General features: G+C 36.2%; 10 protein-coding genes and 1 tRNA gene. 4 read left to right on the forward strand and 7 right to left on the reverse strand.

Annotated elements, in window-relative coordinates:
• The first annotated feature begins 166 nt into the window (after positions 1-166).
• Positions 167-1,174 (forward strand): NAD(P)H-dependent glycerol-3-phosphate dehydrogenase, encoded by a 1,008-nt coding sequence (gene gpsA / locus ACFINY_RS01980; RefSeq protein WP_375611436.1) that lies wholly within the window; start codon positions 167-169, stop codon positions 1,172-1,174.
• Between the two features lie 1,842 nt (positions 1,175-3,016).
• Here the strand turns inward: gpsA and fabI are convergent.
• From fabI to fabA, 3 genes are read right to left on the reverse strand one after another with little or no spacing between them, the layout of a single operon-like run.
• Complete coding sequence (fabI, locus tag ACFINY_RS01985; protein ID WP_375611437.1) at positions 3,017-3,835, reverse strand: enoyl-ACP reductase FabI; 819 nt, start codon at positions 3,833-3,835, stop codon at positions 3,017-3,019.
• A 48-nt stretch (positions 3,836-3,883) separates the two neighbouring features.
• A complete protein-coding gene (gene fabB, locus ACFINY_RS01990; RefSeq protein WP_375611438.1) occupies positions 3,884-5,104 on the reverse strand; it encodes a beta-ketoacyl-ACP synthase I in 1,221 nt (406 codons plus the stop codon).
• A 57-nt stretch (positions 5,105-5,161) separates the two neighbouring features.
• Positions 5,162-5,671: a 3-hydroxyacyl-[acyl-carrier-protein] dehydratase FabA gene (fabA, locus tag ACFINY_RS01995; RefSeq protein WP_273722474.1), complete on the reverse strand. Its 510-nt coding sequence runs from the start codon at positions 5,669-5,671 to the stop codon at positions 5,162-5,164.
• A 233-nt stretch (positions 5,672-5,904) separates the two neighbouring features.
• Here fabA and irrA point away from each other — a divergent pair, with 233 nt between their 5' ends.
• Complete coding sequence (irrA, locus tag ACFINY_RS02000) at positions 5,905-6,417, forward strand: iron response transcriptional regulator IrrA (protein WP_375611439.1); 513 nt, start codon at positions 5,905-5,907, stop codon at positions 6,415-6,417.
• A 46-nt stretch (positions 6,418-6,463) separates the two neighbouring features.
• Here irrA and ACFINY_RS02005 read toward each other — a convergent pair whose 3' ends face one another.
• From ACFINY_RS02005 to ACFINY_RS02020, 4 genes are all read right to left on the reverse strand, one after another.
• A complete protein-coding gene (locus tag ACFINY_RS02005) occupies positions 6,464-7,030 on the reverse strand; it encodes an SH3 domain-containing protein (RefSeq protein WP_375611440.1) in 567 nt (188 codons plus the stop codon).
• 1,470 nt (positions 7,031-8,500) lie between these two features.
• On the reverse strand, positions 8,501-8,734 hold the full coding sequence (gene rpsU, locus ACFINY_RS02010) for a 30S ribosomal protein S21 (protein ID WP_012754552.1): 234 nt from the start codon (positions 8,732-8,734) through the stop codon (positions 8,501-8,503).
• A 185-nt stretch (positions 8,735-8,919) separates the two neighbouring features.
• Positions 8,920-10,593: a formate--tetrahydrofolate ligase gene (locus ACFINY_RS02015; RefSeq protein WP_375611441.1), complete on the reverse strand. Its 1,674-nt coding sequence runs from the start codon at positions 10,591-10,593 to the stop codon at positions 8,920-8,922.
• A 756-nt stretch (positions 10,594-11,349) separates the two neighbouring features.
• Positions 11,350-11,426, reverse strand: a tRNA-Arg gene (locus ACFINY_RS02020).
• A gap of 368 nt (positions 11,427-11,794) precedes the next feature.
• Here ACFINY_RS02020 and ACFINY_RS02025 point away from each other — a divergent pair.
• Together ACFINY_RS02025 and ACFINY_RS02030 are read left to right on the forward strand one after the other, a co-directional pair.
• On the forward strand, positions 11,795-12,934 hold the full coding sequence (locus tag ACFINY_RS02025; RefSeq protein ID WP_375611442.1) for an efflux RND transporter periplasmic adaptor subunit: 1,140 nt from the start codon (positions 11,795-11,797) through the stop codon (positions 12,932-12,934).
• Positions 12,931-16,065 (forward strand): efflux RND transporter permease subunit, encoded by a 3,135-nt coding sequence (locus tag ACFINY_RS02030; RefSeq protein WP_375611443.1) that lies wholly within the window; start codon positions 12,931-12,933, stop codon positions 16,063-16,065. The genes ACFINY_RS02025 and ACFINY_RS02030 overlap by 4 nt, the downstream gene beginning before the upstream one ends.
• Positions 16,066-16,114 lie beyond the last annotated feature (49 nt).

The following is a 16,114-nucleotide window of genomic DNA, read 5'->3' on the forward strand; positions in this document are numbered from 1 at the left end:
AAGAAAGAGAATGTGCGAAACAAATTTTTATATTGTGTGAGATAAAAAAGCTACGAAGCAGTAATATTTTTAGATTTAAAGAATTTATATTAAAGATAGCATTAAAATTATTGTAATAATAATATGCAATTGAAATCAAAAATTTAGAGAATAATCAGAAAATTTAATGAAAACCGTTGCAATGACAGTTATAGGTGCTGGTTCTTTTGGTACTGCATTAGCGATAGCTCTTGCCCGTAATGGTCATAATGTTTTACTTTGGGGGTATAGTCCTCAACATATCAAAGAATTACAGGAACAACGTTGTAATCAAGTATATTTACCCGATGTTCGATTTCCTGAAAATTTATTACTTGAAGCTTCCCTTGAAACTGCAATAACGGCAAGTCACAATATATTAATCGCTGTTCCAAGCCATGTATTTCATCAAGTTTTGTATAATATTCAGCCTTATTTAGATCAGCATTCACGCGTTATTTGGGCTACAAAAGGTTTAGAACATGGTACTGGACGTTTCTTACAAGAGGTTGCTCGTGAGATTTTAGGTGAAAAAATTCCTTTAGCTGTTTTTTCTGGACCAACTTTTGCTCAAGAACTAGCTATTGGTTGGCCTACTGCAATGACGATAGCAGCTTCTGATGTTGAGTTTGGTAAAGAATTGCAGCAACTTTTTCATTGTGACAAAAGTTTTAGAGTTTATAAAAGTTCAGATATGATTGGTGTTCAATTAGGGGGGGCAGTCAAAAATGTTATTGCTATTGGTGCAGGAATATCAGATGGCATAGGTTTTGGGGCAAATGCACGAATAGCTCTTATCACACGAGGACTAGCTGAAATCAGTCGTTTAGGGGAGGCTATGGGTGCTGAGCTTTCCACATTTATGGGAATGACAGGCTTAGGTGATCTGGTTTTGACATGTACTGATAATCAGTCGCGTAATCGCCGTTTTGGAATACTTCTTGGTAAAGGAATAGATATAAAAGAAGCAGAAAAACAAATTGGTCAGGTTGTGGAAGGATACTTAAATACCAAGGAAGTATATACGTTGGCGCAGCGTATTGAGGTAGAAATGCCCATTGTAGAACAAATTTATCAAATTCTCTATTGTGGTAAAAATATAACTGAAGCGGCAAACACATTACTAAGCCGCGCCCTCAAGGACGAAATTCAATAATATCCTGTTTTTTAATAATTCCAATCGTAAAAAATAGAAACATGCTATGATAGACATATAAAATAGATTTTATTGATGGTTGTATAAGGCAGTCATATTCCAGAAAATTATAGATTCATATCATTCGATTCTTTATGAAACATGGCTGAAATATAAAAGTTTTGGCTTTTGTCTAAGAGCTATCTCTTTTAAGATAAATTATCGTTTCCACTTACACATGTTTATGTAATGTAATGAACAAGATATTTTTATTGTCTCTTAAATTCATCTCACAATGATATTTGCAAACAGAATAGTACAAGACTCATTAGGTAGAAGCATCTTATTTATGTAACGTATAAGCTAAGAATATCGGGGCAGGGATATTGTGAATCTCTGTTTTTGTAATTCTTTAAAACAAGAAGACAATCTAATTTGGGAAGAAGATGAAATTTTAAAGCTGAAAATCTGTTCCCATTTCTACAATCATTTTTAAATTCAGTTTTACGCTATCTAAAGCAATATCTTTTAAATAATGGAGATTATCTCACACCTTTATTTTTCTCATTTTCTAATGAAAGCATTTTTCTGATGTGTCAGGTAAAATAGAACGTCCAAAAAAACACGATTGCTGTTATATATTCACGTGCTTGTTTTAAAGAGACCTCTCTTAAAAATCCTAAGTCCAATTTGCGACGGTGACTGTGAATAGTGTAACCGATAAAGCTATTGTGCACATCCCCATCTTTATGTTTATGAAGGAGGAAGCCGAGCATCATTACTCCCCAATGTTGAAACAGCTCTTGGCACTTGAAGCTGTTCAGTAGAGATATTTAAGCCTTTTATTTTCTCACATGTCAATTCTGTTTTTTATATGCAAGAAATGATTTTTGGAATTATAACTTTGAAAGTCTAAGATTGAAAAAATGTTATTGTACTTGTTTGTGACTGTCAGTTAAACTGAAAAATAATGTGATTATAAAGATAAAAAATTGATTTATATAAATAATTCATTTTATTTTTGTATTGAGTTAATTAAAAATATATGTTTGCTTGTCACAAGCGGGTTAGTATGTGGATAAAAATTATTAAAGATACTTCTAATGAATCATCTCAAGTGTCAAGGGTTGTTTCAATATTAGAACATGGCAAGTAAAATGACGGTGTCGGTTTGTCATCTGTATAAACATTAAAATGGTGGTAAAAAAAGGATTTTATGTACTTCACAAGGATTTTTTATATGTTCTACAGGTACCATTGTGAAATGGAATGGCGTGCATTGAGAGATATCTTTAAAAAATGCATGAAGGAGAAACAGCTATAGTGTTTTTGGGTGTTCTATTTTACCTGACACATCAGAGCAATGCTTTCATTAAAGAACAATAGTAAGATTAATGATTGATTTCTTTACGCCTTCATATTCATCCTAAATTAGATTGTATTTGCGTTTCAAGAATAAATCAAACGGTAGGAATATTTTTTTCAATTTGCTACACAAAAGCTGAAACTAAGGGTTTTAATAATTCTCTAATCTCTGTTTCAAACTGCGGTGGCATGAGGGTTGGATATTGATTTATAAGCAATGGCAAAAGCGTATGCTTTAGTAAGGTAAATAACGTCATAAAATACACACTTTATCAACCATGGATTGAAGAAATATTCCGGCTTTTATAAAATATTTTGCGAAACAAGGCATCGTACATCTGGTTTTGTATTGACTTATTCTTACAAACATTTGCACATATTCCTTACGTCATATTATTATAAGTCAATACACTATTATATAGCTGAGAAAGTACTCAATACCCGATTAAAGCACTATGTACATGATTGATTTTCTTTTTTAGTGCAATGAAATAAATTTTATTCTTCTTGGGAATCGTCACTTTTTTTCAGTTCTTCAAGTATTGGCATAGACATGATGTTATAGCCTGAATCAACATAATGGATTTCACCTGTAACACCTGATGATAAGTCAGAGAGTAGATAAAGAGCAGATTTTCCAATTTCATGAATATCTACGGTACGCCGTAATGGGGCATTACGGCGTTGATGTGAAAATATTGCCCGTGCAGCTGCAATACCATTACCTGCTAAAGTTCTAACAGGACCAGCGGAAATCGCATTGACACGAATATTTTGAGGACCAAAGTCCGCTGCTAAATAACGTACCATAGCTTCTAAAGCTGCTTTAGCAACACCCATGATGTTATAATTAGGCACAACTTGCTGTGAAGCACCATAGGTAAGAGTTAAAAGTGCTCCTCCATTCGGCATAAGCTTACCCGCGCGCTGGGCAATTTCAGTAAAGGAATAAGCTGAAATAACCATCGTGCGTTGAAAGTTTTCACGTGTTGTAACATCAACGTAACGCCCTTTTAGTTGAGTTTTATCTGAAAAACCAATGGCATGGACAATAAAATCAATTGTTTTCCATTCTTTTTCAAGTTGCTCAAAGACGTAATCAATATTTTCACTTTTTTCAACGTCACACTCTAGCACTAATTTGCAGCCAAGTTTATCTGCTAGGGGATGAACACGTTTTCCAAAAGCATTTCCTTGATAAGTCAACGCTAATTCCGCTCCTGCTTGTGCGAGCTGACAGGCAATGCCCCAAGCAATTGAATGGTCATTCGCAATTCCCATAATAAGGCCGCGTTTGCCCTCCATCAAACCTTTCATATTATTCTCCGTAAGACCGTACTTTTTTCAATTACTAAGAGCTTTTGTTTATACATAACGTTGGAAAACAAGCGTTGCATTGGTACCGCCAAAGCCAAAAGTATTCGACAATACGGTATTCAGTTGTTGATGATCACGTCGTTCACGAACGATTGGCATATCAGCAAAAGCTGGATCAAGTTCTTCAATATGGGCACTTTCACAAATAAAATTATGATTCATCATTAACAATGTATAGATTGCTTCGTGAACACCTGCTGCTCCCAAGGAATGTCCTGTTAGAGACTTGGTAGCGGAAATGGGGGGGCATTGATCACCTGCTCCAAAGACACGACGGATAGCTTCTATCTCAGGAGGATCACCAACAGGAGTTGCTGTCGCATGGGGATTGATATAATCAATTTTATTATTGATTGTTGCAAGAGCCATGCGCATGCACCGCTCTGCTCCCTCTCCTGATGGGGCAACCATATCATGTCCATCGGATGTCGCACCGTATCCAACGATTTCTCCGTAGATTTTTGCACCACGTGCTTTAGCAAGTTCTAAATCTTCAAGGACTAAAACGCCAGCCCCTCCAGCAATGACAAAACCATCACGATTAACATCATAAGCACGTGAAGCTTTGTGAGGGGTGTCATTATATCTGCTGGACATAGCACCCATGGCATCGAATAAAACAGATAGTGTCCAATCCAAATCTTCACAGCCTCCGGCAAAGATGCGCTTCTGTTTACCATATTGAATCATTTCGTAAGCATTACCAATACAATGATTGGAGGTAGCACAAGCTGAAGAGATTGAATAATTGATCCCCTTTATTTTAAAGAAAGTTGCTAATGTTGCAGATGCTGTAGAACTCATCGCTTTAGGGACAACAAAAGGTCCAACACGTTTTGGGCCTTTTTGGCGTGTAATGTCAGCAGCTTCTACGATTGAATGTGTTGAAGCACCTCCAGAACCCATAATAATACCCGTGTGTTCGTTCGATACTTCATGCGGTTCTAGACCCGCATCAGCAATTGCTTGATCCATGGCGATATGATTCCATGCTGTTCCACGCCCATGAAAACGTAGAGCACGTCGATCTACGAGTTCTTCTATATTAATATCGGGCTTGCCATAAACTCTGCTACGAAAGCCTAATTCAGCATATTGAGGTGCGTAAGAAATTCCGGATTTTGCTTCACGTAAACTGGTTAAAACAGCTCCAGGGTTATTTCCAATTGCGGAGACAATTCCCATTCCGGTTACAACAACTCGACGCATTCATACCTCCTCGTTCCATACAGAATAGTGAAAAGTTCTTTCTGACGGAAATAACGTTCAATCTTCTTTGAATAAAGCAACGCGTAAATCGTTCGCCTTATAAATAGTCTCTCCATCTGCTTTTAGCCACCCATCAGCTATTCCTAAGACTAAATTTCCACGTCGAATACGCTTAAAATCTATTTCATATTCAAGAATTTTGGTTTGTGGAGTTACCATCCCTGATAACTTTACTTCACCTGTTGATATTGCTCTTCCTTTACCTGGTTCGCCTAGCCAACCAAGAAAAAAACCTGTTAATTGCCACATACCATCCAGTCCGAGACATCCTGGCATGACGGGATCGCCTATAAAGTGACAATTAAAGAACCACATGTCTGGTGTAATGTCAAATTCGGCGCGAACCATTCCTTTATCGTATTTACCATCAGTTTCACTAATTTGAGTGATTCGATGAATCATCAACATTGGCGGTGCTGGCAATTGCGCATTACCTCTACCAAACATTTCGCCGCGAGCGCAGCTTAGAAGCTCTTCATATGTGTAGCGAGACTTTTGTTCAGCCATTGTTACTCCATTTATTTGCATATATCTTTAATTTCTGCGCTTTTCCCAACCTACTTTTAGAGCAAATTTTAAAGAGAGGGAAATGATTTTATATCATTTTTAATGACAAAAGCCTTTTTTTATGTATTCTACATAGGTAATTATTTAAAAATGGAATACAAGATTACACCATACTATTCCCATTTTTTTGTATTTTGATCTTATTTAGCAGGAATGTATTTGGGTTTGTAATTATGTCAGTGAGTGCAGACAATTTAGATATGAATGAAGAGCAGCAGTTCACAAAAGAGTGTGGAAAAATTGTGCAATATTATTCCATTTCTATGTTAGAAAAACGTTTGCGTCAAAATGGTCTGCGTCCAACACGTCAGCGGTTGGAACTTGCACATATGATTTTTTCTCAAGGAAATCGTCATATTACTGCTGAAGAGCTCTATGAGGAAGCGATGAAGGCAGGTGTACCTGTATCTTTAGCAACGGTTTATAATACGCTTCATCAATTTACGGAAGCGGGATTATTACGGATTATTGCCGTAGAAGGCTCAAAAACTTGGTTTGATACAAATACCTCTGATCACTACCATTTTTATATAGAAGGTGAAAATCGTATTCTTGATATTCCTTACAATTTGGAAGAATCTCCCATTATTAGAAATTTGCCTAAGCCACCAGAAGGTATGGAAATTTCACATGTTGATTTAATCGTGCGATTGAAACCAAAAAATCAATCTTGTGATAGGCAGTGAGGATATTCAATGAGGAATAAAAATTAAACTTGTTGAGTTTGATTATTCACCAGCCTTTTACTTTTACTTTTTCATCAGGATAGATTCCCCATAACTGGGGTTGTTGAAGCCATCCGCGTGTATTATTAATGTTTAATTCGCACCATTGTCCATCACATTGGCGGATATTACCAATGACATTAGGTTCTACTTCTGCCACAAGTTCTGCGTTGTCGGTGGGATTTTTTCGTAGCATTAGTCTTTTAGTTTTATCTTTTTGCCATGGAATAGTTATAGCAGTTCGCTTTCCCGATAAAAGCGATTGATACACCCACCCCTCATCGCCTTCGGCATCACGAATTTTGCGCCATTGATCATATTCTTGAATGATTTCAATAGGTAAGCCCTTCTTTTTGTAGGTAAAAATGATAGAATAGTTGCTTCCTGGTCCGACGCGTACATTAACGCTGGTGGGTTTAATCGAAGCAAATCGCGGAAGTGGTAAACCACTGGGCCCTAAATTTTGATTAAATGTTTGTGCATGCAACAAATGAGGTGAAACTAATACAATGACTGTTGCTATTAAGATACATGATGCGAGTATTGAAACGCGAAACAAACGAGAATTTTGCACACCGAACTCCTTTATTTCATCATATATTGGAAATTTAAAATCTGAAAGATAAGACTGGAAACTGATAAAAAGTATGACACACTGCTCGTTAAAGAGATCTAAACGATGAGAAAATTGCTACAAAAATATCAAAATAAGGAAAACAAAAGCTTGTATCTCTTTTCTGGGTTTATTTTTCGAAATAAAAATATAGGTATACATATTATGAACAAAAAACTGTTCAGTGAAGGGGTTATTGTATAGCTTGAAAAGAAATTTTAAATGAACCAAATAATACGATGAATGAAACATTTAAGCGTAAAAATATGAGCAACATTATAGAGTAGATTGATATATGAAGGGCTAACAGAACACTTTTTCGTGATAATCCATTTTATAAAATTTGCTATAATCTTATGCCATGATAATGCTTATCCGTATTAGTAGATAAGCTGGCTCCATTGTTCTATTTACCAGCTTTCAATGTTATGCAGTTCCTATTATTTATGGTGTTCATAGGAAGCCTTTTTGTTTTTTCTTAAATAGCTTTTATTCTATTTGCGTACGAATCCCGCTTATGATGTACAAGAAAATAATCTTCATTGATTCAATATGAGAAGGTGTTGAGAAATTTTATGTTATTAAGAATTATTACTTAATATGAAAAATGATTACTTATAATAAAAAATCTCCGCGTTAAAAACTTTAACTCGTTATTTAAATTTTAAAAACATTTCCATCAAAAATGGTAATAAAAGGCACATTCATCCATATTAAAAAACAGTGTTTTCTCTGTTTATTATCAATTTTCTTTTCTCTAACTCAGTATAGAAGAAAGTTGAATGAAATAGAAAGGCTTATTCGATACACTGATGAGGGTAATTACATAAGTGATGAATAGAAGAATTTTATCAAGAAAAAAGAATCTGTAGTGCAGTGGTTGAAATTCGTCATCCTTTAGAGAGACAGAATCAAGGGATATAAAAGTTATGGAATTATATCGTTTTGTTACATAACTGAAGGTAAAGAGGATTATGCATTTAATATCATATACTTACACACAATCGCATATGGCGATAGTTGTTTTTGTTTTGTAAAAAGACCTAGGATGATCGAAAGATGTAGAATATTTAATGACAAAAAAGAAATTCATCATGAAATTTATACATAAGAAGCGGTTATTTAAGAGATATCCAGAAGGAAAAAATTATAGCGAGAAGTGATAATAAAACATCCCGCACTCAATTTACATAGGAAAAAGTCGCTTAAATATCTAAAGTGTAGTTTGTTATCTATTTTTTGAAATATAAGAGTGAAATAAAAACCACCTCTATGATAGAAACCTTATTATTTTCAAATAACTAACATATTAGATAACATTGTATATAAAAAAATACACACACGCAATTCATCGCAATCGCCTATGAAGATAAAATTTTCTAGTAGCTTACTATCTATTGCTTATGCAATTATATAATATCATAAAGTATATTACTTTACCGCAACAGTTCGTCCGTTACTAACAAAACCTTCTCTTTGTGCACGCTTACGAGCAAGCTTGCGTGTACGACGAATAGCTTCAGCTTTTTCACGAGCACGCTTCTCAGATGGCTTCTCATAATAACTACGCATTTTCATTTCACGGAAGATACCTTCACGCTGCATCTTTTTTTTCAACGCGCGGAGCGCTTGATCAACATTATTATCACGAACGAGTACTTGCACTATTTATCCTGCTTTTTTCAGTGTCACAAATAATAGGAAAACCTACGTCCTTTTAAAGGCATATCCAAAAGGACAGAAACTTATACCATATAAATAAGACATTTGTCTATATCGCTTTTAAAAATTCTATTTTTTTTGTAATAAAATGCTTTTTATAATGAATGATAGATTTCATGATTATAAACTTATGAAAGTCCTTGTATTTGATCATTTTCGTCAAGATGAATTTTTTCAGCCGTGGGATAATGGGGTAGTCCCGGCATGGTCATAACATCTCCACAAATGACAACAATAAAGCCGGCTCCCGCACAGAGACGAACTTCTCGTATGGGAATTTCAAAATCAACAGGAGCTCCGTATTGCTTGGGATCAGAAGAAAAAGAATAAGGTGTTTTGGCCATACAAATAGGGTAGACGCCAAAACCTTCTTTTTCCCAAGTTTCAAGTTGTTTGAGAATAGGGGCTGAGATGATGGCGCCACGTCCACCGTATAGCTTTGTTATAATACAATTAATTTTTTGAACGAGTGGAATATCATCTTGATAGAGAACTTTAAAATCAGAATCGTGCTTTTCAATCAAGGTAACGAGTTCTTGTGCAAGTTCTATAGCGCCTTTTCCACCTTGTTCCCAATGCTTACAGATAATAGCTTTGTGTCCAGTTGTTGCAACTATTTTTTGTAATGTTTTTATTTCAGCATCGCTATCGCTGTCAAAATGATTGATAGCCACAACACAAGGAATACCGTAGTGCTTCATATTTTTTATGTGTCGTAAAAGATTGGCAGCTCCTTTTTCTAAAGCGGTGATATTTTCTTCTGTCAGGTTATTTTTATCCAGACCACCATTCATTTTTAATGCACGAATAGTTGCGACGATCACTGTAGCATTTGGTACAATACCTGCTTGCCTACATTTGATATTGAAGAACTTTTCTGCTCCAAGATCTGCTCCAAACCCTGCTTCTGTGACAACATAATCAGCAAGTTTTAAAGCAGTTTTTGTTGCTATAACTGAATTGCAACCATGAGCAATGTTGGCAAAAGGTCCTCCATGAACGAGAACAGGATTATTTTCAATTGTCTGTACGAGATTGGGTTGTATAGCATCTTTGAGAAGAACTGCCATTGCACCTTCCGCATTGAGATCAGCAACGGTGATGGGCGTTTTATCATAACGATAAGCAACAATAATTTTTTTGAGTCTTTGTGTAAGGTTTTCTAAATTTTCAGAGAGACAAAGAAGCGCCATAATTTCTGATGCAACAGTAATATCAAAACCTGTTTGGCGTGGAAAACCATTTGTTATGCCCCCCAATGAAATGACAATATCGCGCAATACACGGTCATTCATATCAAGAACGCGTTTCCAAACAATGCGACGTGGATCAATGTTTAGAGTATTTCCCCAATAAAGATGATTATCTATCATTGCGGCAAGAAGATTATGAGCAGATGTAATAGCATGAAAATCACCGGTAAAATGTAAATTAAGGTCATCCATTGGAATGACTTGTGCATAACCACCACCAGCAGCACCACCTTTTACACCAAAACAGGGACCTAAAGATGGTTCTCTCAAGGTAGCTATTGTTTTTTTACCAATAAGATTAAGAGCATCACTTAGTCCAACAGTTGTTGTTGTTTTGCCTTCTCCGGCAGGTGTGGGATTGATAGCTGTGACAAGGATAAGTTTACCATCTGGATTTTTATTAAGCGATTTTATGTATTCAGAAGAAATTTTAGCTTTATCATGACCATAGGGAATGAGATTTTCATGTGAGATACCAATTTTTTGTGCAATTTCAATAATATGTTGCTTTTTAGCAGTGCGAGCAATTTCAATATCAGTTTTAGGCATGGAAAAATTCTTTAAATTCAGCTTTTATTAATGTTTGGGATCTGTACCCCATGGATTAATTAGAAAAATTCATAAAGAACAGAAAAATATTAAGATATCATAGAAATCGTTGATATGCCATGCAAGAGATAATGCTAAAGAAGCACAAGAAGAGTTTTATTGTTTTTTAGGAAAAAGAATCACTTTGCTTTTAAGCAGTAAAAATACGTTTAATTCAATTAAAAATATTACAAAAAGAAGCTGTGGTTTGCAACAAATGCTGATGATATTAATGGATACCATAAGTGTTTCATAGTAGTACGTTTGAGAAGTAGTTTATTTATTCTTTCCAACAACACACTGAAAAAGTTTCACATGGTGGTAAACCGGAATTTATGGCGGCACATCTGAAGTCCCTCTTAAGATGGGACTGCTAGGAATAAAATATCCAGAAACATCCAGTTATGAAACAATTAGAAATAAGCACGTAAAAAATTACCTAACTGAGTAGAGAGTATAATCCGGAAGAGACCAAAAACAAGCGCATAGATTGAAAAAAGAAAACAACAACATACGCTACTCATGCAATCGCTACGATTATAAGCTAATAAAAGCACCTTAGAGCTGAATTGAAGGACTCATAACATCTTATTCTAGCAAAATGGCTAAAGAAACGACTCACAACAGAATGAAATAACAAAATACAAAGATAGGTAAAAATAAATCACAAAATAAAGAATTTAAAAAGTCTGACTTTATAAGTAAGATATTGATAGATGGCGCACCCGAAGAGATTCGAACTCCTGACCCCCAGATTCGTAGTCTGGTGCTCTATCCAGCTGAGCTACGGGTGCATACATTTCAATTTTTTACATTGTCTAAGACAAAGGGTTCCTAATCGTTTCATTAAAGAAATGCAAGTGAAACTTGAGTCGTCATAAAAAAAATCTCTCTTTTTTTATGATATATTTTAAAAAAGGATATAATATATTATGGCTTCAGTTGGTTTTGATATGAACATTTTTTTGTCATGACCATACAAAGCAATATGAACGATAGTTAACTTGACGTTTTAATCTATGAAAGATAGTCAAGCAGAGATGAGATGTGTTTTTTGCGGTGGGGATAAGATATACACACCCGCTGTTGGGTTTTTGTGTAAAACGCCGGTATTACTGTTGAAAACTATTTCAGATGAACATGACACAGCAAGGGCGGATGTATGGCGTTATTAAAAAAGAGCTTTCCATTAGTGTTTTTAATCGTTGTTTTAACGGTTACTTATTGGGCTGGAAAAAAGAGTGCAGACCAACCCATTTCTATGGTGGATAAAACAAGAGTATCGGATAAAGCTTCAAATGAAAAAATGGGAAGGCCACCGGTAAAGGTTGTCGTTGATCTTGTAAAAATTCAAGATTTTTATGAACAACTTAACGTTCTTGGGAGTGGACAAGCACTTGCAGAAGTCGAGCTTACCCCTTTATCTCCAGGTGTTATTGATAAGCTTTTTGTGTCAGCGGGTACAAAAGTACAAGTAGGTGATGTGATTGCAAAGCTTGATTCTAAAAAAGAGGAAATAGCGGCTGCAAAAGCAAAAGTACAACGTGATAATAATGCGTTAACGCTTTCGCGTATTCTTAAGTTACGTGCCAGCAATACAGCAACGGAAGTTCAAGAAATTACAGCACGCTTAGAGTTGGATAACGCAAATTTAGTTTTGCGTAATGCTGAATTAGATCTCGATCGGCGAACAATTCGTGCACCGATTCCTGGAGTTGTTGGTATTTTGCCCGTTGATGCAGGGAATAACGTGACCCTTAATACTGTAATAGGCCGTATTGAGAATAGAGAACGTATTTTGGTCGATATATGGGCCCCTGAACGGTATGTGTCGCGCATCCATAAAGGAGATGAGGTAACGGCAACGTTAATCGCGCAGCCAGATAGATCTTTTGTTGGTCATATTTATGCGATTGATAATATCGTTGATCCAGAAAGTCGCACACTTCATGCTCAGGTTGAAATCAATAATGAAAAAGATACGCTCATGTCTGGTATGTCTTTTTCTGTTGCCTTGCAATTTCATGGTGGTTCTTTTCCTGTCGTTAATCCTCTTGCAGTTCAATGGAATAGTAAAGGGTCATTCGTTTGGCGTGTGAGAGAAGGGAAAGTAGAGGCTATACCCGTATCAATTATTCAGCATAAAGCAGATCAAGTTTTCGTAAAAGCACCCCTAGAAAATGGTGATCAAGTTGTCATTCAAGGAGTACAAATGCTTTATCCAGGAAGTAAAGTAATGATTGATGACCCAAAGTCTCATCAACAGCAATTACCAGTAGTTTACGGAACGGATATACAATGAGCCAAGAATTGAGCACAAAACAGCCGATGTCACAGGTCGAGCAAGGTGGTCTCATTACCTTATTTATTCGCAGACCGGTTTTTACTTTTGTTTTAAATGCTATGATCATCATTGCAGGATTTGCAGCATGGTTAAATGTTGATGTAAGAGAATTACCCGATGTTGATACTCCCGTAACAACGATTGTGACGGTGTTTTCAGGTGCGTCGGCAGAAACAATTGATCGTGAAGTTACAAAAATTATAGAAGATGCTGTTTCTCGTGTTTCAGGTGTTAAGACGATTTCTTCAACGTCTTCTTTTGGGCGCTCCCGTGTGCAGATTAATTTTAATGTTGGTGTTGATTTGAATGTTGCAGCATCTGATATTCGTGATGCTCTCTCCCGTATTACCTATTCTTTACCGAAAGATGCGGATTCGCCTTTGATTATTAAAGCAGATTCGAATGCTGCTGCCATGATGTATTTGGTTGTGACGTCACCAACAATGAGTGTTGATGATTTAACCACGATTGTAAACGATCAGATTGTTGATGCAATTTCTGCTGTTGATGGTGTTGGTGATGTACAGGTCGATAGTGCTCGCACAAAGATTTTTCAGATTGATATAGATCAAGCAAAACTTGCCAGTTATGGATTAACTGTAGCAGATATTTCACGTGTTCTTGCTGATATGACAACGGATGTGCCAGTAGGATCATTACGCAATTCTAAACAAACTTTAGTTGTGCGTGCTACTGCACGTTTAACAACACCAGAATCTTTTGAACAAGTTGTTTTAAAGCCTCGTGTGCATCTTGGTGATGTTGCGCATGTTACTTTATCGCCGGATATAGAAACGGTTATTCTTCGTATTAATGGAAAGACAGGTATTGGATTAGGGATTGTGCGTAAAGCACAATCCAACACTCTTAATATTTCTGAAGGTGTGAGAGCCGTTGTTGATAATCTCAAAAGTATTGTTCCTTCTTCTGTACATATAGACGTTATTAATGACGATGCAATTTTTATTAAAAGCGCTCTTCATGAGGTTGAAGTTGCGTTGGTTATTGCTATTTTGAGTGTTATCTTAGTCATTTTTCTTTTTCTCAGAGACATTCGTGCAACACTGATACCTGCTGTATCTCTTCCTGTCGCTTTGATTGGTACCATTGCAGCTATTTATCTTGTAGGATTTTCATTGAATATTCTCACATTTTTAGGACTTGTTTTAGCAACAGGGCTTGTTGTGGATGATGCTATTGTTGTTCTTGAGAATATTGTTCGGTGGCGCAACATGGGTTTAGGGTCTAGGGCTGCGGCGGTGATAGGAACACGTGAAGTATTTTTTGCTGTTTTAGCAACAACATTGACTTTAGTGGCTGTGTTTGTTCCTATTTCCTTTCTTCCTGGGCAAGTTGGAGGTCTTTTTAGAGAATTTGGTTTTGTTTTGGCAATTTCTATTTTGCTTTCTTCAGTTGTTGCCTTAACGCTTTGTCCCATGTTGGCTTCGCGTTTTCTCAAAGAACATATTGAGGAGAAAGAGGAAGAGTCCCATCATTTTGCTTTTTTATATAAATTAGGTACTTTTTTTCATAAGGCATATACTTACAGTTTGCATAAGTGTTTAGAAAAGCCTTGGGCTGTTGTTTTTGCTTCACTTATTTTTGCGGGTCTTTGTGTTGGAGGCTATACGAAGCTACAACAGGAATTAACGCCAGCAGAAGACAGAGCTGTGATCTTTTTGGTTATTAATGGACCACAAGGTATTTCAACACAATATTTGAACGAGCAAATAGAGCAAATTGAAGCAAGTCTACAGCCATTACGTGATGCAGGGGAGATTGCTAACAGTTACTCTATTGCGGGTGCTGGCGGTTCACCCAATACTGCTTTTTTAATTTTATTGCTTTCATCTTGGGATAAACGTTTACGGAGTCAGCAAGAAATCGTGAAAGATATTAATGAAAAAGTTAAACAGTTTCCCGCAGTTTTTGTGTTTGCTGCGCAGGGAAATTCTTTGGGTGTGAGAGGAACTGGGCAAGGATTACAGTTTGCAATTCTTGGCAATGATTATGCAACATTACAACCCATTGCTGATAAGCTGGTGAGTACTTTACAAGATGATCCGCGTTTTATTCGCCCACGCCTTACTGTTGATGCAACACAACCGCAATTTTTCATTGAAATCAACCGAAAAAAAGCCTCCGATTTAGGGATTGATATCACCAATTTGGGCGATACATTACAAGCAATGTTGGATGGTAAAAAGATTGGTTCTATTAACGTGGATGATCATTCTTACGATGTTAAATTGATGTCGCGTAAAAATTCTATGAAGAGTCCTAATGATTTAGAAAACATTTTTTTAAAGACCAAAGACAATCGATATGTTCCTTTATCGGTTATTGCGCGTTTACATGAAAAAGCTATCTCTCCCCAATTAAAACGGGAAAAACGCATGAGTGCTGTTATTTTAAGCGCAAATCTTGCTCCGGGTATTGCTTTAGGGGAAGCTTACCAAACGGTACAGAAAATTGCTTCTCCTTTGTTATCGAAAGGGACCTATGTAGTTCCCTTAGGGGAAGCTGAAACACTTAATGAAACATCCTCCAGTTTTATGATTGTTTTTGGCATTGCCTTTTTGATTATTTTATTGATTTTGGCTGCTCAGTTTGAAAGCTTTATTTCAGGATTTATTATCATGGCCACTGTCCCATTAGGGATTGGTTGTGCTGTAATTGCTATGCTATTGAGTGGTGTGAGTCTGAATATTTACAGCCAAATTGGATTAATTTTGTTAATTGGTGTTATGGCAAAAAATGGTATTCTTATTGTTGAATTTGCAGATCAATTACGTGATCAGGGAAGAAGCGTGCGTGAAGCCGTAGAAGAAGCAGCAAACATTCGCCTTCGTCCAGTTTGTATGACAATGATTTGTGCCATTTTAGGAGGTATTCCTTTGGTTTTAGCCAAAGGTGCTGGCGCAGAGGCGCGTATAGCTTTAGGTTGGGTTATCGTGGGTGGCTTAGGTTTAGCAACTATTTTTACGCTTTATGTCACACCGGTTGTTTATCTTTTTTTAGGGCGTTTTATAAGACCAAAAGCAGAAGAAGATTTACGTTTAACAAAAGAACTCAATCAAGTTAAATGACGTATATGATAGAAAAGATTTGAAAGTTTATTCTTGTAAAAATATCATT

It is taken from the genome of Bartonella sp. AA23NXGY (assembly GCF_042197165.1).
In the GTDB taxonomy this organism is placed as follows: Bacteria; Pseudomonadota; Alphaproteobacteria; order Rhizobiales; family Rhizobiaceae; genus Bartonella.

Bases quoted from the DNA above. Each gene is read 5' to 3' on its own strand.
- gpsA (WP_375611436.1), top strand. From the start codon at position 167: ATGAAAACCGTTGCAATGACAGTTATAGGTGCTGGTTCTTTTGGTACT.
- fabI (WP_375611437.1), bottom strand. From the start codon at position 3,835: ATGAAAGGTTTGATGGAGGGCAAACGCGGCCTTATTATGGGAATTGCG.
- fabB (WP_375611438.1), bottom strand. From the start codon at position 5,104: ATGCGTCGAGTTGTTGTAACCGGAATGGGAATTGTCTCCGCAATTGGA.
- fabA (WP_273722474.1), bottom strand. From the start codon at position 5,671: ATGGCTGAACAAAAGTCTCGCTACACATATGAAGAGCTTCTAAGCTGC.
- irrA (WP_375611439.1), top strand. From the start codon at position 5,905: ATGTCAGTGAGTGCAGACAATTTAGATATGAATGAAGAGCAGCAGTTC.
- ACFINY_RS02015 (WP_375611441.1), bottom strand. From the start codon at position 10,593: ATGCCTAAAACTGATATTGAAATTGCTCGCACTGCTAAAAAGCAACAT.
- ACFINY_RS02025 (WP_375611442.1), top strand. From the start codon at position 11,795: ATGGCGTTATTAAAAAAGAGCTTTCCATTAGTGTTTTTAATCGTTGTT.
- ACFINY_RS02030 (WP_375611443.1), top strand. From the start codon at position 12,931: ATGAGCCAAGAATTGAGCACAAAACAGCCGATGTCACAGGTCGAGCAA.